Genomic DNA, 23,844 nt, shown 5'->3' on the forward strand with positions numbered 1-23,844 from the left:
TGGTAGAGTAATCTATCAAAATGATTAACCACACTATGGGAAATGCCATAGTAAAATGTGAGTAAGCAATAGTTACTTGGCCCAGATGCATGCAGAAAAAAATTACCTCTCAGTTGAATCGGCTATCCCAAGCGCAAAGGGAGCGTCTCGCCTATATTGAGCTTAAGGCCTTTTTTTGTGCTGACCTTACCCGAGTGGATATCGAGCGCAGATTTGGCGTCAAGCCTGCTGCATCGGCGCGCGACTTGATTGCATACCGGTGCCTTGCTCCCGGCAATCTTATTTACACCGCTGCGTCGCGTTGCTACCGTCCGTCGTCGCAGTTTAAATTACTTTTTGAGCAATCAGCCGATCGTGTTCTCTCTTGGTTTCGTTCGGGTATTGGTGATAGTCTTGATTTGCGGCTGCGCCGATCGGTACCGTGCGAGAGCGCTGGTGAACTGGTTTCGCCTGATTTAGAGATGTTAGCTAGCATTACGCGCGCGATCACGGCGCGTCAGTTGATCCGGGTGTCTTACTTGTCACTGTCCTCGGGGGCGTCTACCAAGACGCTTGCACCTTTAGCCTTGGCTGATACCGGACTGCGCTGGCATTTGCGCGCCTTCGACCAAGAGCGCGGGGGCTTCGCAGACTTCGTTCTCACGCGCATCGTCAAAGTCAAGGCGCTGCCGGAGTCAATTCCTCATGAACAATGCTTGGAATCAGATATCCAGTGGGCTCGCGTCGTGCGGTTGGAGCTCGTCGCGCACCCAGGCGTGGAGCACAAGCGCGCGGTCGAGGCCGACTACGGCATGCAGGGCGGCGTGCTTGCGCTGCACATGCGCGCGCCGCTAGTGGGCTACGCGATGCGCCGCTGGTCCGTAGACTGCACCCCTGAGCACGCGCTGGATCCCAAGTCGCACCACCTTTGGTTGCGCAACGGCGCGACGCTCTATGGCGTCGAGAGCGCGGCGCTGGCCCCCGGCCTCGAATCGGCGCAGGGAGGCGCGCATGAGCTTGTATAACGCCGAGATCTCCGCCGGGTCACTGATGCCGACCGAGAGCCGCCGCATCGCCGAGCTGCTGCTGACGAACCCGACCGATGAGCAATGGGACGCGGCGTTGAAAGACGAGAACCTGCTGCAGAAGAAGCCGTCCACCGCGCGGCGCCAAGCGCGCCTGATCCGCAACCGCCTCGACACGCTCGACGCGGAGGGCTTGGCCATGGTCGTCGAGGGCGACAGCGAGCTGCGCGGCCAAGCCTTGCTCGCGTCGGCGATCCGGCACAGCCAGCTGCTGGCCGACTTCATGCGCGACGTCTACATCGCGGACCTGCGCAAGCTCGAGCGCTCGCTGAGCCACCGCCAGTGGGACGCTTTTCTGGAAGAGTGCGCGCACCGCGACGAGGCCGTCGCCGGCTGGGCGGCTTCGACGAGCGAGAAGATGTTCCAGGTGGTCGTCCGGATCTTGGCCGAGGCCAAATATCTCGACTCGACGCGCAAGATGGGGCTGACGCCGCCGATGATCCACCCGCGGATATCCCGCTACCTGCAACGACTTGGCGACGCGAAGACGCTCGCCCTCATGGAGGCCCAAGCATGACCACGCAATTCGAGGAGCGCCTCAATCACGTCCTCCCAAGGCTCGCGTCCACCGACGTGCTCGACAACAAGGGCGCCGGCGGCGAGATCGGCTTCTGGGTGTTCGACTATCCTCCCGAATGCGAGATGCAGATGCGCTCGTGGCTCGCCTCTGTCGTGGAGCCGGGGCTGCGCAAGCAAAAGCCCGACCTGCGCTTCGCGGTCATCGACCTCTTCGAGGAGGTCATCGGGCTGCTCGAGGAGCGCGGCTTGCTGGACAAGGCCTTCGAGATGCAGCTGAAAAAGGGCGACGACGCGCTGCTCGCGTCGCTGCGCTCGGTGCTCAAAGAGGATCGCCTGGCAGCGCGCATCGTCGAGCGCCACGGCGCCGCCGCTCTGGGCCTGTTGATCATCAAGGGCGTCGGCGCGTCGTATCCAATGGTGCGCACGCACACGCTGCTGTCGGCCTTGCACCCCCACATGGGCGACACGCCCTTGCTGCTGCTTTACCCAGGACGCTATGACGGCATGTCGCTCCGCCTGTTCAATGCGCTGTCCGATGACAATTATTACCGAGCCTTCCGCTTGGTCTCCTAAAACTTCGCCAGGGACAACATGAAAATCAAAGAACTCTTCGCCAAGCCGATTGGGCGCCCGATCAATGGCGTCATCAAGGCCGACCAGCGCGACGACGAGAGCGTGTGGCAGGAGCTGGACGAATACGTGGCGACCAAGCAGGTCACCGAATACCTGCGCCGCTTCTTCGACGCCTACCTGGCCGCCGTCGACAACCCGAACGACCCGGCCGTCGTGGCGCGCATGGGCGTGTGGGTGTCGGGCTTCTTCGGCTCGGGCAAGTCGCACTTCATCAAGATCCTCTCCTACCTGCTGTCGAACATGGAGGCGACCAATGCCGGCCAGACCCGCCACGCGGTGGAGTTCTTCGAGTCCAAGATCGACGACGCGATGCTGTTGGGCGACGTGCGCCGAGCTGTGGTGGGCAAGACCGACGTCATCCTCTTCAACATCGACTCCAAGGCCGATTCAAAGAGCGACCGCGACGCGATCCTCCAAGTGTTCCTGCGCGTTTTCAACGAAATGCGCGGCCTCTCCGGCGACGCGCCGCACGTGGCGGAGATGGAGAGCCACCTGATCTGCAAAGGCGTCTACGAGAAATTCAAGGAGGCCTTCAAGGCCTCCAATGGCAAGGCGTGGGAAGCCGAGCGCGATGCCGTCGACTTCCTGCGCGACGACGTGATCGCGGGCCTCAGCGCGGCTCTGGGCATGTCGCTCGACTCGGCTGGCCGCTGGTTCGACAACGCGCGCGACGACTTCAAGATCAACATCGAGGGCTTCGCGACGCTTGTGCGCGAATACCTCGACGCCAAGGGCTCCGGCCACCGCGTCGTCTTCCTGGTCGACGAGGTGGGTCAGTTCATCGGCAAGAACCCGCAGCTGATGCTCAACTTGCAGACCATCACCGAAGAGCTGGGCACGCTGTGCAAGGGCCGCGCATGGGTGATCGTCACCAGTCAAGAGGACATCGATGCCACGCTGGGCGAGGCGAACCAGTCGCGCACCAACGACTTCTCGAAGATCACTGGGCGCTTCCATACGCGCCTGTCGCTGTCAAGCTCCAACACCGACGAGGTCATCGCTCATCGCCTGCTTGAAAAGACGCCTGAGGCGCGCGCCGAACTGGTGAAGGTGTGGAAGGAAAAGGGCGACATCATCAACAACCAACTGTCGTTCGCTGACCACGCGATCGCCTTCCGCCGTTTCCGCGACGCTGAGGATTTCACAGAGCACTACCCATTTGCTCCCTACCAGTTCCAGTTGCTGCAAAAGGTCTTCGAATCGATCCGCAAGGTGGGGGCGACTGGCCGCCACTTGGCCAAGGGCGAGCGCTCCATGCTAGACGCGTTTCAGACTGCGGCCGTGGGCAACGGCGACAAAGACACTGACGCGTTGGTGCCTTTGTATGATTTCTACCCCTCCATCGAGAGCTTCTTGGATTCGAGCGTCAAACGCGCCATCGACCAAGCAGGGGAGAATCCTGCGTTGGAGAAATGGGACTTGAAGCTGCTGCGCGGCCTGTTCTTGATCCGCTACGCCGATGCCGTCAAAGGCACGGTCGACAACCTGGCTACGCTGTGTCTGGATCGCATCGATGCGGACAAGCTCGCGCTCAAGCGTCAGATCCAGGAGAGCCTCAACCGTTTGGAGCGCCAGAATTTGGTGAGCCGCAACGGGGACCTTTGGTTCTTCTTGACGAATGAGGAGCGCGATGTCTCCCAAGAGATCAAGAGCGTGGATGTTTCCTCCTCTGAGATCGCGCGCTTGGTGGCGGAGATCATCTATGACGAAATCCTTTCGGGGCAGTCGAAGATCCGGCATAAAGAGACCAAGAGCGATTACGAATTCAACCGACTGCTTGATGGCGTCCCTTTCAAGCAGGCCAACCAGTCGTTAGTCTTCGAGGTGCTCTCGCCCATCGGCGGCGATTACGAATTGATGAATGAGGCCAAGTGCATCGGACGAAGCGCCGAGGGTGCCGGCCGCGCCATCCTCAGGATGGAGGGTGGATCGCGCGTCGACATCGAGCTCAAAACGTATCGCCAAATCGAGAACTACATCGCGAGTCCGAAAAACGACAATGCCACCACCTCGATCAAGCGCATCCTATCGGATCGCAAAGAAGAGAATCGTGAGCGGCGCCAGCGCATACGCGATCAAATCGAAGCGTTGATGGTCGCAGGAGATTTTTATGCGTTGGGCCAAAAGGTCGCGGTGAAGGCTTCCACGCCGATGGCTCTGCTTGACGACTTGATGGCCTACCTTATCGCCAACACTTATTCCAAGCTTGGCTATATAAAGGTGCGCCAACCTGATCCTATCGCGGAGATCAAGGCGATTTTGTCGGCCGACACGCGGGGCCAACAGAACATGTCTCTTGGAGGCGACGAGGGCAATGCGTTGGCCATGGCGGAAATGCGGCAGTATTTGTCAGTCGCGGCGAGTTCGAGCCGCGTGCTGCTCTCCGATGTCGTCGCCCGCTTCGCCGGCGCGCCATGGGGTTGGTTGCCTGAGTGGGAGACTGTGATCTTGGTGGCGCGCTTGTTCATGGCCGGCGAGATCAAGCTGGTCATGGAGGGGACCGATCTCGACCAAGAGGCAGCGCAGGAGCATTTGACAAAAATGGCGCGGTTCAAGCAGGTGGCCTTGCTCAAGCGGAAGACCGCCGACGCCGGTTCACGGGCGAAAGCCCGCGATTTGCATCGCGACATGTTTTCGACCGCGCCCGCCGACGATGAGGACACGATCGTCACGTCGTTCAAGACCGAACTGGGCAGGCGCCGCAAGGAGTTGGAGATCGCGAAGGCCAAGGCTGAGCAGAAGGGCTTTCCTGGGACTGAGGCGATCGTGGCATCCTTGGCCGCCCTCAATAGGCAATTGGGCATTGTCGACTCATTCGAGTTCTTGGCAGCGTTGATCGAGGCGCGTTCAGACTGGCTCGACCTTGCCGATGACATGCATGATGTCCTGAGCTTCTACGCGACGCAGGCTGGGGTTTGGTCCCGCATGCTGGAGGCGATTTCCGGCTTCTCCGATAACAGGGAGGCGTTGATCAGGGACGCGACTGCCGCGCCTGCACTTGCCGATCTCGACGAGATCAGGACCAATCCGTCGCCCTATGGTCAGATCAACAGGATCGAGGCGCTGGTCGCGTCGATCGAAAAGGTCAACGAGCGCTTGGCCGGAGAGAAGCGCGAGAAGGCGTTGTTGTCGGTCCAAGCCAAAATCGACGAGGCAGGGCGCGCGCTCGACGACGATGCCGCATCGTCAGATCTACGGAACGTCACCCTAAAGCCGCTTCAAGACGTCAAAACGCAGCTGTCGGGACTTACTAGCATTCCAAAGATTCTTTTTCTGCAGGGGCGTGGTGGCGAGTTGCTCGACGATGCGATGGAAAGGATCGCCGCAGCGAGCAGGCTCAAGGCTCAAGCGAAACCCAAGCCGGCGTTGGCTGCCACCTCACCAGTTCCGACTTCGAGTAGTCCTATCCGAGGAGCGTCGACGAGTGACGCGGCTACGGACGTAGTGCCCGCGCCTTTGCCCGCAGCGGCGAAACCAATTAGAGTTGTGCGCTCAGCCGATGTTGGAAGCAAGACCTATCTTGAAAGCGTTTCTGATGTGGATGACTACATCGAGAAGTTGCGCGCGGAACTCTTGTCCGCTATCGCATCCGGACATCGCGTCCGCGTTCAATAACAAAGCATTGTAAAGAGCCTAGAACCCCCATGAACAAAAGCAATCTCAAATCCTACGCACCCAAAGCACGGGTTGACTTCATCGCCGCTGTGACCGCGCGAGCAAACCTGCTCGGTATCAACGAAAATGGAGCGTCGGAGGCGACTGTTCGAGGAGAAATCGCCATCATTGAAGGCAGGGAATGGCCTTCAAAGGTGGCGTATCAACGCGACATCCTTATTGATCGCATCTCAAAGCATGGCTTCAAGCAGGCCATGGATGAGATAGCGTATACATGGTTCAACCGGTTTGCGGCGCTTAGGTATATGGAGTTGCACGACTACCTTGACCATGGATGGCGTTTGCTATCGAGTCGCGATGGCGGCTTGCCCGAAATTCTTGGACACGCGAGTGAGGTGACATTCGCTGGTTTAAGTCCAGAGGTGGCTCGCGGCATGCAATTGTCTGGAAATCAAGACAACGAACTATATAAGTTGTTGATTGTGGCCCAATGCAATGAGCTTTCCAAATCGATGCCTTTCCTCTTCGAGCATATCGACGACGAAACAGAATTGCTCTTGCCGGAGAATTTATTGCGCACTGATTCGATCGTTTTCAAACTTGTCGAGTCGGTGCCCGAAGAGGATTGGGAAAATATCGAATCCATCGGCTGGCTTTATCAATACTATATCAGCGAAAGAAAAAACCAAGTCATAGGCAAGGTTGTTCAAAGCGAAGACATCCCCGCCGCTACACAATTGTTCACGCCGAATTGGATCGTGAAATATCTTGTGCAGAACTCCGTTGGAAGACTTTGGTCTTTGACTAACCCCGCGACGTCGTTGAGATCCAGCTGGGAATACTATACGGAATTGCCGGACCAACAGGAGTCGTCGATATTGGAGCGGGATCGCTTGGTTGATCTTCGAAAATCGAAGGATGGCGGCAGTTTGGATCCGGAGACGATCCGCGTGATTGATCCCGCATGCGGTTCTGGGCACATTCTGGTGGAGGCCTACGAGATTCTCAAGTCCATTTATCTTGAGCGTGGATATCGATTGCGCGACATCCCTCGCTTGATTCTGGAAAAAAACTTATATGGCATAGACATTGACGATCGAGCTGCCCAATTGACTGGCTTCGCTTTATTGATGAAAGCGCGCGCTGACGATCGGCGCATCTTGCAGGAGGCTCCGGCCTTGAACATCATAGCGCTGATTGAAAGCAAAAATCTGAACGCGGATGAGCTGGTTGCGCAACTCGCTCCATTTGGAGTTGATGCTCAAGGTGTGAGATTGTTGCTGTCGTTGTTCGGCGAGGCGAAGACATATGGATCATTGCTGAAAGTTCCACTTGAGCTTTCAGCATTGCTGCCGTCGATGCGCGCCTCGCTTGACTTGGCGCGGTCAAGCGGCGACTTATATGGCCAAGCCGCCGGGCGCGCGATTGCCCCATTGGCGCTCCAGGCCGAGCTTTTGGACAAAAAATACGATGCAGTCGTGGCCAATCCTCCCTACATGGGCCGGAAATCTATGACGGGTGAGTTGAAGCGATATGCAGCCGCGAATTATCCTCAGGGGCGTCCTGATCTATTCTCAATGTTCATCGTGAGGTGCTCAGACTTGTGCGAAGAATTGGGCAGCATTGGCTTGATGACGCCCTTTGTCTGGATGTTTTTGAGTAGCTACGAAGAAATCCGCGACTTGCTGACCAATAAACTATCGATCACTACTTTGGTTCAACCTGAATACCACACCTTCTTCGAATCAGCCAACGTTCCGATTTGCGCGTTTGTTTGCGACAACTCGGGCTTGGATTCGCGAGGAAATTATTTTGATCTAACATCCATTTATGGCTCCGACGCGCAAGCAGCAGAGTTACTTGAAATTATCAAGGGTGGGGACTCTCCTCTGCGATACCAAGTGGACTGCCACGATTTTGCCAAAATTCCATCATCGCCGATAGCATATTGGACAAGTGAAAAATTGCGCATGGCCGTGCATGATTCAGAATCGGTCAGCGATTATGCGGTCACTAAGCAGGGGCTGATCACAGGGAAAAACGACCTCTTCCTGCGCCGGTGGCATGAAGTGTCATCGGATGCAACTGGTCGACTGCTGGAATCACGGCTCCAGGCTCAGGAGTCTGGAAAGCGTTGGTTCCCTTGCGTCAAGGGCGGCGCTTTTAGGAAATGGTATGGCAACAATGAATATGTAGTGGATTGGGAAGACGATGGCGTTCGAATTCGCTCGTTCACTGATGCTGATGGCGATTTGTTGTCGCGCCCGCAAAATCTCGACTATTACTTCAAGGAGGGGATGTCGTGGTCGACGTTGACGGTCGGAACGTTCTCCATGCGGTGGTGCCCTCCTGGGACTATTTTTGAATCAAAAGGGTCGATGTGTTTCCCGCACTCTAAATCGGATGGCCACTACCTCCTCGCATTTTTCAACACAAAGCTCGTCAACGCGTTCTTGCGGGCGAGCTCACCTACGCTCGATTACCACGAGGGGCCTGTTGCCAAGTTGCCTTTTAGGATCGAGCACAAAGCGGATGTGGAGGAGTTGGCTGCAGAGGCTATTCAAATAGCGAAATCGGATTGGGATGCTTATGAAACCTCCAATGATTTCCAAGGGAATCCACTCGTGCTCGCAAAGGAAAAATTCCCGCTGTTGAAGGATGCTTGGTCGCTTTGGCGCGAGCAGGCCGAAGCGAATATATCTCGAATGGTGGAGCTTGAATCTAGAAATAACAAACTGTTCATCGATTCTTTCGGTCTGGGTGAAGAGCTGGATCCCACGGTCGACAACGAGCAGATCACATTGACACTGCCCGAGCGCGACAAGGATTGCCAGCGATTGCTTTCATACGCCGTCGGTTGCATGATGGGGCGATACTCCTTAGACAGGCCGGGCATAGTGTTTGCTCGCGATGGCTCAAAGCCCATATTCGAGGGCGACTATGAGACGTTCCCGGCGGACGCCGATGGCATTATTCCATTGACTGACATGTTATGGTTTGATGACGATGCGGGTAAGCGGCTGCGTGAATTCATAGGAGCAGTGTGGGGACCCGGGACCTTGGAAGAAAATTTGTCTTGGCTCGCCGCAGGCTTGGGCCAGAAGGCCAATGAGACTCCTGATGACACCATCCGCCGCTACTTGTCCGACAAATTCTACAAGGACCATCTCCAGGTGTTCAAGCGCCGCCCAATCTATTGGCATTTTTCGAGTGGCAAGCAGGGCGCGTTCCAAGCTCTGGTTTACATTCATCGTTACAATGAAGGAACTTTGTCGCGAATGCGCTCGGAATATATTGTTCCCTTGGGTGCAAAATTTCTTAGCCGCATAGTAATGCTTGAAGCGGACTTCGATTCAGCCAGCTCGTCTGCCATGAGAACAAAGATCCAGAAGCAGATTGAAGTATTGAGAAAGAAGAATGTTGAGCTGCTCACATACGACGAGAAGTTGAGGCAATTTGCCGACATGCGCATTGCGCTCGATCTGAACGACGGCGTTAAGTCAAACTATGGAAAATTCGGCGATCTGTTGTCAGATGTGAAAGCGATTGCGGGAGCGGCAGATGAGTGATACATCGTCGAATTTCATCGGCGCGCTGCAGCGGTTGTTCGATGATGGAAACGATCTTGTTTTTTGGAACGACTCCGGCGCGGAGTTCGCCTCGCAGATCGGCGAGTTGGCGATTCAGGGGATCCAGATCCTTCGCATGGATGAGGTGCCCGCGCTGCAAGCAAAGATCCTCATTGAGCGCGAGAAAGGCGGGCGTTGGCTCGTCTACGCGCCATTCGCCGAGCCCGACCCGGCGGACGATTGGCTGCTCGACGCCCGCCTTCGCGCTAAGCCGTTCAGCGCGGACACTGCCTCCATGCAGCGCGACGAGCTTGGCTTGACGACGCATGCGCTCCGCGACCACCTCAAATCGCGCTCAAAGTTCCTCAAAGCCAAAGAGCGGTTCGAGCGCATCAAGCGTTGGGTGGAGCCGAACGACGTGGCCGACGACCTCGATCGCAAGATGATCGCCGCCCTCGCGCGCGCCGAGACGCCAGACCCTGCGGCGATCTTCTTGAAGGTGTTCGGCGCTGCGGCGGCCGATGGCGATCTTGGCGCGTTGCCCAAGCCAATGCAGGAGATCGCCGCCAACGAACTGTCCGACGCCTTCTGGCAGATGGCCGCGCGCGAGTTCGGCTACAAGGACGAGAGCTCGGATGGCCCTAGCCTGCGCGGACTCCTCTATGCCATCCTGTCCACGGACTTTTGCAACGCCATCGGGGCCACTCCGGCTCCCCTGGCTCATTTCGTAATCGAAAACCGGCCGCGCGCCTCACAGGCCTCTGTCTTCGCCAGCCGCTGGCGCACCGACATGGCGAATTACGCCAGCTACGACGCGCTGTCGAGCCAGGTGGCCGAGGAGCTCCGAATCTCCGACCTTCTCGGCCCCATGGGCGCCGAGCAGCTGGCCGAGACCATGACGTTCGAAGCCGTCGAGAAGCGCGTGATCGCCGACTTGAAGGGGCGGGTGCTCGCTGGCCGCGGCGCCAACATGGACTCCGCCCGCCAGCTGATCGGCCGCCGTCGCGACGGACACTGGGCCAACCCGATTCTGGCCAGCGCGAACGACGCGACCCGGGCCCTCGCCGGCAGCTATGACGCCATCGAGGCCGCGGCAAGCTTCTTCGAGCTCCAGGGCAAGCATGGCCAAGGGTTCAGCTTCGCCAGCTCGTCATCGGCGATCGACGCCTACCGCGCCGAGCTGCATCAGTTCGACCAGCTCTACCGCAAGTTCATGAAGGCGTCGGAATATGTCGACACCATGGGGTGGGCGCTGCTGCACGAGCTGCGCTCGGCCATGGAGGATGCATACTCCGGATGGTTCATGGGCCAGCTCTCCTCGTCGTGGGGTTCCGTGATGGAGGGGCCATCGGGCCTGCTGTCGACCTGGAAGGTGGATGGCCTGGTCAACCAACAGGACTTCTACGCCCGCCATGTGGCGCCGGCTTTCGAGGGCGGCGCCAAGCGCGTCTTCGTGGTCATCTCCGACGCGTTCCGCTTTGAGGCGGCAGCCGAGCTGGCGGCCGAGCTCAACGTCAAAAATCGGGTGAAAGCCAAACTCGACGCGATGCTTGGCGTGCTGCCCAGCTACACCGCCTTGGGGATGGCAAGCCTGCTGCCCCATGAGCGCCTGGCCTACAGGACGAACGCGTCGCTGGACGTCTCGGTCGATGGCCAAGCCGCGAACACCTTGGAGCAGCGCTCGGCGATCCTCTCGGCCCATGGCGGCGTCGCGATCGGCAAGGACGCGCTGATGGAGAAGGGCAAGGAGAAGGGCCGCGAATTCGTCAAGCCGCACAAGCTGATCTACGTCTACCATGACCTGATCGACATGATCGGCGACAAGCGCGGATCCGAGACTCAGACTTTCGACGCCACGGCCCGCGCGATCAAGGAGCTCTCCGAATTGGTCAGCTTCATCATCAACAACCTCAACACGTCGACCGTGCTGGTCACCGCCGACCATGGCTTCCTCTACCAAGAGTCCGCCATGGAGGAGGCCGACCGCTCCGTCTTGCCCGAGGACCCGCCAGGCGTGCTCAAGTCGAAGAAGCGCTACGTCTTGGGCCGCGGCATGGGGACGACCAGCAAGGCGTGGTGCGGCTCGACGGAGGTCACCGCCGGCACCGATCCTGGCGAGGGCAGCGTCGACTTCTGGGTGCCCAAAGGCGCCGCGCGCTTCCACTTCGTCGGCGGGGCCCGCTTCGTCCACGGCAGCGCGATGCCGCAAGAGGTGGTGGTTCCAGTGATCACGGTCAAGGACAGCGACTCCGACAAGGCCAAGACCAAGGTCGTCGAGGTCAGCCTGCTCGGATCGTCCAACAAGGTGGTCACGAACAAGCAGCGCTACGAGTTCATCCAGAACGAGGCGGTCTCCGAGCGCGTGCTGCCGGCCAAGCTGCTCTTTAGCATCCGCGATGGCGACAAGCCCGTCAGCGACGAGCAGGCGCTCACCTTCGACAGCTCGTCGCCGATGATCGAGGAGCGCAAGCGCTCGGTCATGTTGACTATCGAGGCGGGGTCCTATGACCGCGCGAAGGATTATTATCTGGTGGGGCGCGACGCCAAGACGAGGGCGGAGGCGCTACGCGTGCCGCTGCGCATCGACTTGTCGTTCAACAACGATTTCTAGGGGCCGGACATGGCAGAACAACACCAGGCGCCGGCCGGCGCCGCGATCGACGTCAGCTTGGACAGGCTGCTCAACGAGCGCTTCGCGGGCAAGGTCGTGCGCAAGGATTTGACCAAGCTGATCAAGGAAGGCGCCAACGTGCCCGTCTACGTGCTCGAATACCTCCTGGGCATGTATTGCGCGTCGGACGATCCGCAGACCATCGACGCCGGCTTGGTCACCGTCAAGACCATCCTGGCCGAGAACTACGTGCGCCCGGACGAAGCCGAGAAGGTCAAGAGCAAGATCCGCGAGCGCGGCTCGTTCAAGGTGATCGACAAGGTCACGGTCAAGCTCAACGAGAGCCGGGACGTCTACGAGGCCCTGATGTCCAACCTGGGCATCAAGAACGCCGAGGTGCCCGACTCCTTCGTGCGCCAGTTCGAGAAGCTTCTCGTGGGCGGCATCTGGTGCATCGTCACCATGCAATACCGCTCCGAGGAGACGCTTGGCACGTCGCGCTTCATCATCTCCGACTTGAAGCCGATCCAGATGCCGAGCTTGGACATGCAGGAGCTGTTCGACGCGCGCAAGGCCTTCACCGTCGACCAGTGGATCGACGTCCTGCTGCGCTCGACCGGCATGGAGCCCACCGCCTTCATGGAGCGCGCCAAGTGGCACTTGCTGGCGCGCATGGTGCCGCTGATCGAGAACAACTACAACTACTGCGAGCTGGGGCCGCGCGGCACCGGCAAGAGCCACATCTACAAGGAGATCAGCCCCAACTCGATCCTCGTGTCGGGCGGGCAGACGACGGTGGCCAACCTGTTCTACAACATGAGCGCCCGCAAGGTGGGCCTGGTGGGCCTGTGGGACGTGGTGGCCTTCGACGAGGTCGCCGGTATCAACTTCAAGGACCACGATGGCATCCAGATCATGAAGGACTTCATGGCCTCCGGATCGTTCAGCCGCGGCCGAGAGTCGATCAACGCGAGCGCATCCATGGTCTTCGTCGGGAACATCAACCAGAGCGTCGAGTCGCTGGTCAAGACCAGCCACCTGTTAGCGCCGTTCCCCGACGCGATGATCGACGCGGCCTTCTTCGACCGGTTCCACGCCTACGTGCCTGGCTGGGAGATCCCTAAGATGCGGCCCGAGTTCTTCACGAACCAATACGGCCTCATCGTCGACTACTTGGCCGAGTGGGCCCGCGAGATGCGCAAGCGCAGCTTCGCCGACGCGATCGACAAATTCTTCAAGCTGGGAAACAACCTCAACCAGCGCGACACCATTGCTGTGCGCCGCACGGTCTCGGGCCTGTTGAAGCTGCTGCACCCGGATGGCGCCTTCGAGAAGGACCACGTCCGCAAGTGCCTTGAATACGCTCTGGAGGCGCGCCGGCGCGTCAAGGAGCAGCTCAAAAAGATCGGCGGCATGGAGTTCTATGACGTCCACTTCTCCTACATCGACCTCGAAGACTTGCAAGAGCGCTTCGTGTCGGTGCCCGAGCAAGGCGGCGGCGGACTCATCCCGGAGGGGCGCCCGAATCCCGGCGTGCTCCACACCGTCGCCATGGGCGAGGGCGGGATGCCCAGCATCTACCGGATGGAGATCCAAGCCATGGCCGGCACCGGCAAGCTGTCGACGTCCGGCGTAGTCTCGCGCGAGCACGCCCGCGTCGCCTTTGACTACTTCAAGGCCAACGCCGGCCGTGTCAGCGCTTCGGTGCGCCCGACCGAGCGCGATTTCCACCTCCATTTGGTGGAACTGCAAAACGCCGGCGCGCCGGAGGCCTTGACGCTGGCCAGCTTGATCGTGCTGTGCTCGGCCGCCATGGGCAAGCCGGCCCTGAGCCAGCTAGCGGTGATGGGGGACATGACGCTTGGCGGCACCATCACGCAGGCGCGTAACCTCGCGGAGAGCCTGCAGGTGGCCTTCGACGCCGGCGCCAAGCGCATCCTGCTGCCGATGTCGAGCGTGACCGACCTGCCGACGGTGCCAGGCGAGCTGTTCGCCAAGTTCCAGACCAGCTTCTATTCGGATCCGGTCGACGCGGTGTTCAAAGCCCTTGGGGTCGAGTGATGGCGGGGCCAGCCGATTCGAAGCCGCCTCGCCGGCGCTACTACTCCGAGAGGACCGGATCCGCTCCGCCTCGCGTGGGCCTCGATCTGGACGAGTTCAAGCGGTTCTTCGTGAGCGCTTACAAGAACATGGTCGCCGAGGGCCTCTTCCAAGAGTGGTTCGGGGATATTTGCGTCGATCGCGGCGTTATCGATGGCAAGGCCGGTTCGGATATTCCCTTGTATGTGTATGGCAAACTGAGGCAACCGGGGATTTGGCCCTTCGAGACCAACATCCACCCGTTCGATCAGGACGAAGTGTTCGACGTCATAGAGTTCCTGTTCGACCATGCGTCCGCCGGCACTGAAGGGCATCACCACCAGTTCAACGATTGCGGCTGGCACTATAGCCAGTTCGACCAAACCGCAGGCCAAGCGACATTCAGGAAAGCGATGAACGAGATTCTTCCCGAATATGGAAGCGGCTTCGAGCTTTCGCCAGAGGGCGAGATTATGGCGCTGGCCGAGAACGGCATAGAGCCGCTGCTTGGCGCTTCGCTGCCATCGACGGATCACAAAGAATGTCATCGCCAGAGTCGACGCTGCCGTCTTGAAATTTCGCCGACGGACCTCGACCGGCGAGGATCGGCGCGACGCTGTCCGAGACTTGGGGGACGTGCTCGAGTACATCCGGGAAGATGCCAAAAAAGTGCTCAGCAGGGACGATGAGCGTGAACTGTTCAACCTGGCCAACAACCTCAGCATACGACACCACAAGCCCGGCCAGAAGACCGATTACGACCAAGCGATATGGCACAGCTGGATGTTCTATCATTATCTAGCCACCATTCACGCGTGCGTGCGACTCATCAACAAAGCTAAAGCGGGCGCCGCTGCCGAGGATGTGGAAAAGTGAAGGCTGCTTGAACTGATTAGGGTTTCGCGCCGCAATCAATTAGACCAATCGAAAATTGGTCGAAGCGGCATTCGAGCTTTCGGGAATAAGATGGCTCTCACAATAGAGGAATGACCATGTCGACGCGCGCAAAGAAGACTGACCAGAACTTTGGATCCCTTTTTGAGGATGACTATCTGATTCGAACGCTGGGGCAGATCGCGCAAGATTCCGAAGTCGCGCTCACCGAGCTCGTCGCCAACGCATGGGATGCGGGCGCCGCGCTGGTGGACATCATCATTCCCGACGCTCTCAATGGCGACTTGGTGGTCGAGGACGACGGCCACGGGATGAGCGCCCCGCAATTCAAAGAAAGATGGATGAAGCTGTCCTACGACCGCGTCAAACATCAAGGATCCTTCGTGGATTTTCCGCCGGAGCGCACAGGGTGGATTCGGCGCGCGTATGGTCGCAATGGCGTAGGCCGCCACGGCATGCTTTGCTTCGCCGACATCTACGAGGTGCAGACCTGGCGCGAGGGCAAGGGCGCGACTTTCGTGGTCAGCACTCACAGCCAAGCCACCCCCTTCAAGATGGACAGCCTGACGCCCCTCAAGCGCGGTGGCCACGGCACCAAGCTGATAGTGAAGGTTGGGCGCCACTTGCCCAACGCTGACAGCATTCGCGACCTTCTTTCGGCCCGCTTCCTGCATGACCCGCAATTCGTGGTGAGGGTCAACGGAGTGTCCATCCCTCTGTCCGAGCACACCGGGCTGGTGGAGAAGGCGACGCTGGAGGTCGCCGAAGGCATGCCCGTGGAGGCGTTCGTTGTGGACACGACGCGCGGCCTGAAGTCGACCATATATCAAGGGGTCGCGTTTTGGGCCAACAGTCGCTTGGTGGGCACTCCGAGCTGGAATGTGGGCAGCGCGGCGGTCCTCGACGGCCGGAGCCGCTTCGCCAAGCGCTACACAATCATTGTCCGGTGCGGCCCCGAATGGATGGATGAGATCGAGGCCGACTGGACTCGGTTCAAGCCGACGGAGGTGGTCCGCTCGATGAATGAGGCGGTGGCCAACTACGCGGCCAAAGTGTTCGCCAAGCTCTCGGAGGACTTCATCGACGACAGCAGCCATGACGCGCTGCTGCGCAACCGCGAGTCCTTCAAGGATCTTTCGACGTTGGCGAAGCTTGAGGTTGCGCATTTCACGCAGGAGCTTGTCACGCGCAGCCCGGTCATCACCGCCGAGACATTGGCCATCGCGGTGGAGGCCGTCATCAATTTGGAGAAGTCGCGTAGCGGCATCGCGTTGCTCGAAAAGCTCGCGCGGCTTGGCGACTCGGACGTGGATGGGCTCAACCGCCTGCTGGGTGATTGGACCGTGCGCGACGCGCTCACTGTGCTTGACGAAATCGACAGCCGCCTTAGCGTCATCGAAGCGATCGACAAGCTGAGCGGGGACCCAGCGACCGATGAGCTTCACACGCTGCATCCGTTGGTGACTCAAGCGCGCTGGCTGTTTGGTCCTGAATTCGACAGCCTCGAATACACGTCCAATGTCACGTTGAAGACCGTCGCGCGCAAGATTTTCAAGCAGAGAGTCGAGGATGGGGCGTTTTTGAAACCCGAACAGAGGCCAGACATTGTCGTGCTCGCAGACTCGACCTTGTCCATCGTCGGGACCGAGGGCTACGACAACTTCGACACGAGCCTGACGCGCATCCAAAACGTTCTCATCATCGAGCTCAAGAAGGGAAAGTCGTCCATTGGACGAGCAGAAATGACCCAAGCGGATGGATACGTGCAGGACTTTCTGCAAAGCGAAGTCATGGACGGAACGCCAATGATCCGCGCCTTTGTAGTTGGCCATCAGATCTCCTCGAAGACCACCAAGGAGAAAAGCATTTCGGAAGAGAATGTCGTGCGTGGCAAGGTCGTGGCCACGACCTATGGCCAGCTGACCCGCAGCGCGAGCCAGAGGCTCTTCAAGCTGCGCGATAGAATTCCAGCCCGCTATGAGGGGGCGTCTGGCGCCGAACTCATGGCGCGTGTCATGGACACGCCATCGCAGGCAGGCTTCGACCTGCGCGAAAAAGCCAGCGAGCCATTGGCCGAAAACGCGGCGGTGCCCACGGTGGAAGAAGCCACGGCGGGAGCAGAGGCTTGAGCGGGACGGCCTCTCCGCCTGACCATGCGCTTGTCGGGGTCGCAAAGCGTCAGGCCGTCTATCCGATCGAGGGCTTCGACTATCAAATTTGGCGCACGGTCGAGGCTTGGCTCTGCCTGGCCGCCGACGAAGCGTTGTTCATCGAGTGCGCCGAGGATTTTGACAAGCGAGGCCCGGACGGCTCGGTCGCCAACCAAGTTAAAAACTCGCCTGACGACATCTCCCTGGGTTCCAAAGATGTCCGATCCTCGATATCCAACTACTGGCGCATGCGCCAAGACAACCCTGGAGCACCACGCCTGGCATTCCGCTTCTTGACGCGAGGTGGGATTCGTTCCGAGAAGTCCTCTTTGTTTGGTTCGCGCAAAGGCTTGGATGTCTGGCGCTCGGCGGCTGAGGGGAACGACAACGACGCACTGCTATTGGCGAAGGACCTGCAATCGCGTTTGGATGACCAGGGCCTGTTGGAATTCTTGGCCGCCGCGGACGCTGGCTCCTTACGCGCCGGACTTTTCTCGCGAATGGAGTGGGTGGTCGAGGAGCCTGGAATCGACTAGGTGAGGTTGGTGGTCAAGCATTTGGCGCAACGGCTTGGGCAATCCCTGGAGGTTTCCGTCAACCGTTCGACGGCAGCCATTCCTGCGTTGCTCGAGCATTGCCGGGAGGTCGCGATCATGAAGCGCCCCGACCTCCGCAGGCTGACGCACTCGGATCTCCACAACCAATTCATGGCGGCGATTTCGATTAGGCTCCCAATGACAAATGGCGCCGCGCGCTTGATCCGCTTATTCAAAGCGGTGGACGTGGCCATCAGCCTGGAATTGCCCCTAGACGTCCGGGAGGTGCTTGAAGCGTCCATGAGGACCAGTTAGAACATCGTCGGTTCGCAAAGCACCCAAGTCGAGAAATTGAATTTACCACCGGCCTTCAATATTGGAGGCGACATGCGAGACTCCACCCAAGGCATCGCATGAAACTTGGCATTTGAAAGGAATGGCATTGAAAATTAGTGTGCGCACTCTTGCAACCAAAAACAGCGTGGTCAATCTATTCAAGGATCTACTCGCCATGGACGGCGAACAGCTCCTGATTTCGAGTGGATACATCTCAAAATTGAAGATGTTGCCTTGGGAAGACATTCTTCAATCGGTCAACCACTTGGTTCTGGCAAGCGGCCATTGGCCTGACAAAGATAATGTTAATACCCACGAGTATGTGACTGAGAGAGCCAAAGAATTCGCGTTGATGGTGCAGCATAAAGCGCGCTCGCTAAACCTCAAACCTCCCATCGTCACGTTTTACACGGGCTGGCAATGGCATGCGAAGGTTGCTCTAAAGCGCCGCAAAAATGAGAAAACCATTTCGGGTGCTATCATCGGATCCAGCAACCTGAGCTATCCCGCTCTGCACCAAGTTGATAACTCGATCTATTTCAATCAAGAGGTCGATGTCCTAATCAGCGAGGAAGATGGACCCGATGCGGTGGGTGAGCTTGCAAAACTTTTCAAGGATTTGGGGAACTCATTTAAGGGCAAGCGGGTAGAGCTAGCCCCCTCTCCTAGTCCTTGGGCCAGCAAGACGGCGCCGGTTGTCATCTCTGGCGCGGCCCAATCGAGGAGCATTGCGAGCTATAGGGCCGCGCAAGCAATTTTGACGCTAACATCGGCTTTTCACCAGTTGAAAAATGAGGCGATCAGTTTTGACGCGGAGCACTTCACCGCCGCGTCTCAGCAACAATGGGTAGGGGTTCTGACTTTGGAGAAGGGATTGGACGCCGTGGAAATTCTTCTCGCTGGGCAAGCGGCGTGGATCTTTTGCGAACGCATTGGCCAACCCTTCGCCATGCCAGTGAATCTGTGCGCCTTGGATCTCGCCTACGCGGACAGGGTGCTCAAATCTTGGCGCGTCCCATTCCTCCGCGACGAGCTTCTCAAATCAGCTGTCGACAAGCTCGAAGACCACTGCTCTGAATGGCTGGATATCGTGAAGCTTATCGAGACTGAAATGGAGGGCCGGGAATCCATTTCGCGGGACGCCATCGAAGCCATCCCGAGCGTCCAACAGCTTTGAGCTGCTACCCCTTACTTAGCGACCTCTCAAGCGAGTAATTGTGGGGGGTAGACAGGCGGGTAATGCTGAAAAGTGAATTGTATTTCATAGGGGTGTTCTACGGACACCGTCAACGCCACGGCCTCGTAATCGCCGGCCCAGATATGTCTCATATCAGCGAGATCAGCCAGAGTACCTTGGATTAATTGTAAAAAACATCACAAGCAATGTCCTAATTGCGCGAATCCATTGCTTCGCTCACGTAGGGGACATTTCTACTTGAGGAAAAGGGGACATTTCTATTTAGCTTTGAAAAATCGGGCCGGATAACTGTCAGGAGTGACTTGCAACATGCGAGAATACGAGAAGAGCACGGTTATTTCTTCCCTTGCCGTCACAAATTGGACTTACCTATGACCCACAGCATTATCCTAGACGCACAAGAGACGCTCGATCAACTTCGAAGCGTGATGGACACGGTCAGCCTGGCGCACCCACATTCAGGCGATTCTGCTGTTGAGTGGATTGATGCAATCGACAGAAAGCGGGCGTTCTTGGCGGACCCTTCACATCCTGTTGTGTTCATGGGTAGTGTCGGAGTCGGGAAGTCATCTCTAATCGCCGTCGCGGGTAATCTTATTATTGGCTCATCCCCGACCGACCGATCTAGTTTGAAGAATAATTCAGTTCTTGCGATCGGTTCAGGGCGAACCACAGTTTGCGAGGTTCGCATTCAAGCGTCCGACCACACCCGCAAAGTAGGACTCATCATTGAGCCTCTTTCTATTGACGAGATGTCGGATGAGATCCGAATTTATGCGGAGGGGGAGTGGGGCCGCCAACAACCAAATTCGCGCGGGAGTGACGAAGACGATTCGAATCCCACGGCACAGGAGGTTCAGCGTGTGATTCGCGGTATGACGGATTACAAGGAGACGCAAGAGTATCGTGTCGAAGAAAACGTGCGTCGGCGCATCTTTATACGTCCGATGGAAATTGCAGCTTCAAAATTTGGGTCTCCCGAAGCGTTTTATTTGCATCTACTTGAACGCGCGAAGCTTTCTGTGCGTAATAAATGTGAATGGTGGTGGGACAAAACAGAGGGTGATGCGTTAAAAGAGTTGAAAGAGCGTTTTGAGTCAATCAATAACGGGCTTGAGCCGTTGGCCATGCTACCCAAGCGAATGTCAGTCGTGGTACCCAATCCGCTACCAGGCAGTCAATTCGGATCAGATCTGACACTGATCGATACAAGGGGCTTGGATGGCATTGTGGAGTCTCGTCGCGATCTACAAAATTTCTTGCGCGATCCCCGGGCGATCATCGTTTTGTGTGCAACATTTAAAGATGCGCCTGGTGATCCAATGCGTGCGCTGATGCGGTCGATGACTAACGATGCTGAGCTGCGGTTAGCGATTTCCAGAACCGTGTTGCTTATATTGGACCAAGGTGATGCGGATCAGGTCAATGGTTCTGGCGGAGATCGGGAATATGGTCAAGACCTTAAGATCAACGAGTGTTTCACATCGTTAGCTAGTGGTGGTTTGCGGATGATCAATAAAGATCAGATCATCGCATTCGACGCACTCAAGGATGACCGTTCGAATCTCCTGCTTTCTATTGACGACAGTATTCGAAGAGTCCGGCGAATTGTTGAAGACCAGCTTAATCGCGATATCGAAAATGCAAATGGTTTTATAAGCAACTTTTCGAATGTGCTGAGGCCCGCGCGTCGGGATGCAGTGGATCAGCAACTGCTCGCCATTATGGCTCTGCATCCGCTCAGCGAGACCCCACTTGCGGACCCACTTTCGGGCGCTTACGGCGCAATTGAGAAGTCTCGGTATGCGTCCGTCGTATACGCTACGTGTCGTAGAAGGGGCGCTTACCTCGGTCTCAACCTATACGCTGCTGTTGAGGCCGAAGCTTCACGTGCGGTGACGATGTGGATGGATCAACTTATTTCGTCAGTATCGACTAAGCTTAATGAACTTGAGCAGGACCCATTTTTCGCAGTTGTCTTAGACCATGTTCGCTTACGACAGCGGCAATACCTCGACGCGCAAATTAAAGTGAGTCGAGATTATTCTTCACGCATCGGTGCAGAGGTTGAGAGTCTTCTTAAGCAGCAAGATACCTTGTGGGAGAGTTGTTGCGCGGAATGGGGCGCGGGTGATGGATTTAAAGCCAAAGTTGTCGGCCATTTGACGGAATGGTCTAATAAACAATTGGGCCTCAAGGCACATGAGAGCACGGATGCGTCGAGTGAAATCCCCTTATTGCGAGAAATCTTTGTGCCCGCTCGGCCCCCTAGTTTTTCATTGCATGTTCGAAATTTACGTGCCCTCACCGCAGTGACTTGGACGCCTGAGCCAGTTAGCATATTGATCGGAGCAAACGGAACTGGAAAGAGCTCTCTACTGCTAATTCTGAAGCTTATGCGAATGGCTTACGAAAGAGGTCTGCCAGAGGCGCTTGTCACTGTCCTTGGAGGCACAAATAATCTGAGGTCTTGGGGCTCAAATCCCGATGATCCGATCGAGATCGGGGTCGATATTGGTAACGCAGCGTGGCGTATTCAACTTGTACCAGGAGCTGGTACGTCCGAATATTTTACCAATGAACGATTGACCGATCGGGGGCGGGAGATTTTTTCACGCGATAGCCTTGGTAATTTTCTTCACGGGGCAGAACGCATAACATCAAGTTCCCATATGGGAATCCGCACACTCATTGATAGGGGCGCTTTGGATCCAAGCCTTCGCGCAGTTGCTACCTTTCTCAAGCGTTCTGCCGTTTATCACGATCCTGATATCTGGTCAGTTCGAGAAAACGGGTCCAGCACAGCAGATCGAGGCTCACTTCAGGCCCGGGGTGGAAATGTACTCGCTGTGCTTCGAAAGTGGTCACAGGAAAAGCAAAATCGATATCGATTTGACTTTGTCCTGCGCGGCCTAAATGCAGCATTCCCCGGCACTGTCGTGGAGATGGATTTTTCAGAAGCGGGCAATACCTTGGCGGCGCAAATTTATGCCCCTGAATCCGAAGTTCCCAAGCCGCTAGGGGGCGAAGCTAACGGATTGCTTCAGTTACTTATTCTGTTCGCCGACGTCGCGAGTGCCGAAGATGAAAGCGTCTTGGCTATCGATGAGCCGGAGAATAGTCTACATCCGTATGCTGTCCGAGTCTTCCTGCAAAAAACAACTAGATGGGCCCGGGAGCATAACATTACTGTCATACTGGCGACCCATTCCACTGTATTGCTTGACGAGTTGACCAGCACTCCGGAAAAGGTTTTCGTAATGAAGTCTTCTTCTTCCAATGGCACGCTTCCGTCCCGCATCGATCAGTTGTATGATCGAGAGTGGCTCCAAGAGTTTCGGCTCGGAGACCTATACGAGCAAGGTGAAATTGGCAGCAACGAAGATGAGCGTTGACCGTGGCGAGAATTAAACTGATCGTCACCGGCGACATGGAGAAGTTGGCGCTGCACAAATCATTGCAAAAGTGTTTTCCCGACCGCCGAGAAGGCGTTGAAGTAGTTTGGGAAGTCCCCCACAAGATGAGCGGGGCAACTAGCCACATGCTCGATGCTGATAAGGAGCCATCAAAGCCTATGCGAGCGCTTGCAAGGGCTTTGATTGCAGAGGCCTGTATTGGAAAATATGGGACCCCGTCGGATTTGGTCATCGTTGTAGATGACGTCGAGCTCGGCAATATTGGCAAAGAGGACGTCGTCGCAGCGCATTTTCGGGAGGCTGTTCGACTCGAATTGGACACGTACAAAGGTGATATCACGCTGTATAACGAGTACAAAGCGAAGGTACAGACGCGATGTTCCTACCATGTCCTAAAGCCCATGGTGGAGTCATATCTATTTGGCGATCTGTCTGCATTAGCTCTCGCAGGAGTTCCAGTTGGAACAGTCGCTAAACTCGTTCACCCTTCAGATGTAGAGGAATTTGAAACGAACGATGGTGGATGGTTGCATGCCTGTGTCATCGAAAATGCAAAGAAGGCTATGCTCGGCATCCCTTGGTGGCGGCACGAGTTTCATCCAAAGCACTACCTGGAACACTTGACTTCAAGTGGGGGCGGTGGTTATGACGAGACTGAGTACGGAAAGCATGCGTTAATCGCGTTAGACTGGACACGCGTGCCAAAAACTTTAACTGATTTCCCAATTATTCGCTCTCTTTTTGAAGACATTTCTCTTTGGTTTGGCGTAGTGAATCCAGTCGGCGCTGGAGATCTTCACCCGTCCTACTATCCGCGCGCGACAGTACGTCGCAGCTCACTGCTGCTAAGAAATATGTGATGACTGTTGGCGCCGACCTAAAATTGAACGTAAGTGTTGGCGCCGACCTAAAATTGACCCACCGCGCCGATCCAAATTTGGCTCAGGGCGGGGTGCTGCATTCTTGAGTGGCAGCTGTGGATAAGTGTACCAAATATGGAAGGCGAATTCGTGGAGGGCGAAGCCCAGAACGAATTCCCCTTCCGCTTTCACGCTCTATTTAACGATATAAACGATTTAGTTTATTATCCGTTTTTACGCAATTTCATCCTCTCCAACGGCGTTCAGATCGGCCTTGTCCGCTTTGTTCTTCTGTTCCCGCGCCTTGATCCGGCCCTTGGCCGCCATGCTGCTGTGCTGGAAGCGATACGACTGTAAGCGTCCA

Annotated in this window: 14 protein-coding genes; all 14 read left to right on the plus strand. The window is 57.1% G+C overall.

Annotation, left to right across the window (positions count from 1 at the left end):
* The first annotated feature begins 89 nt into the window (after window positions 1-89).
* The 14 genes from AC0Z42_RS05135 (at window position 90) to AC0Z42_RS05200 (ending at window position 23,837) form a co-directional block, all read left to right on the plus strand.
* On the plus strand, window positions 90-1,004 hold the full coding sequence (locus AC0Z42_RS05135) for a BrxR family transcriptional regulator (protein WP_485467161.1): 915 nt from the start codon (window positions 90-92) through the stop codon (window positions 1,002-1,004).
* Entirely contained in the window at window positions 991-1,581 is a 591-nt protein-coding gene (locus tag AC0Z42_RS05140) for a DUF1819 family protein (RefSeq protein ID WP_485467162.1), read from the plus strand. Before AC0Z42_RS05135 ends, AC0Z42_RS05140 begins: the two co-directional genes overlap by 14 nt.
* Window positions 1,578-2,156 (plus strand): DUF1788 domain-containing protein, encoded by a 579-nt coding sequence (locus tag AC0Z42_RS05145; RefSeq protein WP_485467163.1) that lies wholly within the window; start codon window positions 1,578-1,580, stop codon window positions 2,154-2,156. The genes AC0Z42_RS05140 and AC0Z42_RS05145 overlap by 4 nt, the downstream gene beginning before the upstream one ends.
* An 18-nt stretch (window positions 2,157-2,174) precedes the next feature.
* Complete coding sequence (brxC, locus tag AC0Z42_RS05150) at window positions 2,175-5,831, plus strand: BREX system P-loop protein BrxC (protein WP_485467164.1); 3,657 nt, start codon at window positions 2,175-2,177, stop codon at window positions 5,829-5,831.
* 29 nt (window positions 5,832-5,860) lie between these two features.
* A complete protein-coding gene (gene pglX, locus AC0Z42_RS05155) occupies window positions 5,861-9,400 on the plus strand; it encodes a BREX-1 system adenine-specific DNA-methyltransferase PglX (protein ID WP_485467165.1) in 3,540 nt (1,179 codons plus the stop codon).
* Window positions 9,393-12,011, plus strand: a complete 2,619-nt coding sequence (pglZ, locus tag AC0Z42_RS05160; RefSeq protein ID WP_485467166.1) for a BREX-1 system phosphatase PglZ type A — start codon at window positions 9,393-9,395, stop codon at window positions 12,009-12,011. Before pglX ends, pglZ begins: the two co-directional genes overlap by 8 nt.
* 9 nt (window positions 12,012-12,020) lie before the next feature.
* On the plus strand, window positions 12,021-14,072 hold the full coding sequence (gene brxL, locus AC0Z42_RS05165) for a protease Lon-related BREX system protein BrxL (protein ID WP_485467167.1): 2,052 nt from the start codon (window positions 12,021-12,023) through the stop codon (window positions 14,070-14,072).
* Window positions 14,073-14,146: 74 nt separating this feature from the next.
* The gene (locus tag AC0Z42_RS05170) at window positions 14,147-14,779 is read left to right on the plus strand and encodes a hypothetical protein (RefSeq protein ID WP_485467168.1); all 633 of its coding nucleotides are present in this window, start codon (window positions 14,147-14,149) and stop codon (window positions 14,777-14,779) included.
* 303 nt (window positions 14,780-15,082) lie between these two features.
* The gene (locus AC0Z42_RS05175) at window positions 15,083-17,113 is read left to right on the plus strand and encodes an ATP-binding protein (protein WP_485467169.1); all 2,031 of its coding nucleotides are present in this window, start codon (window positions 15,083-15,085) and stop codon (window positions 17,111-17,113) included.
* On the plus strand, window positions 17,110-17,670 hold the full coding sequence (locus AC0Z42_RS05180; protein ID WP_485467170.1) for a hypothetical protein: 561 nt from the start codon (window positions 17,110-17,112) through the stop codon (window positions 17,668-17,670). The genes AC0Z42_RS05175 and AC0Z42_RS05180 overlap by 4 nt, the downstream gene beginning before the upstream one ends.
* A 436-nt stretch (window positions 17,671-18,106) precedes the next feature.
* Entirely contained in the window at window positions 18,107-19,183 is a 1,077-nt protein-coding gene (locus tag AC0Z42_RS05185) for a phospholipase D-like domain-containing protein (RefSeq protein ID WP_485467171.1), read from the plus strand.
* Between the two features lie 392 nt (window positions 19,184-19,575).
* On the plus strand, window positions 19,576-22,599 hold the full coding sequence (locus AC0Z42_RS05190) for an AAA family ATPase (RefSeq protein WP_485467172.1): 3,024 nt from the start codon (window positions 19,576-19,578) through the stop codon (window positions 22,597-22,599).
* Between the two features lie 2 nt (window positions 22,600-22,601).
* Window positions 22,602-23,480, plus strand: a complete 879-nt coding sequence (locus AC0Z42_RS05195) for a tubulin-specific chaperone D (protein WP_485467173.1) — start codon at window positions 22,602-22,604, stop codon at window positions 23,478-23,480.
* 135 nt (window positions 23,481-23,615) lie between these two features.
* Window positions 23,616-23,837, plus strand: a complete 222-nt coding sequence (locus AC0Z42_RS05200; protein ID WP_485467174.1) for a hypothetical protein — start codon at window positions 23,616-23,618, stop codon at window positions 23,835-23,837.
* Window positions 23,838-23,844 lie beyond the last annotated feature (7 nt).

The organism is Janthinobacterium sp. 1L-D-8-B-C4 (assembly GCF_057291295.1).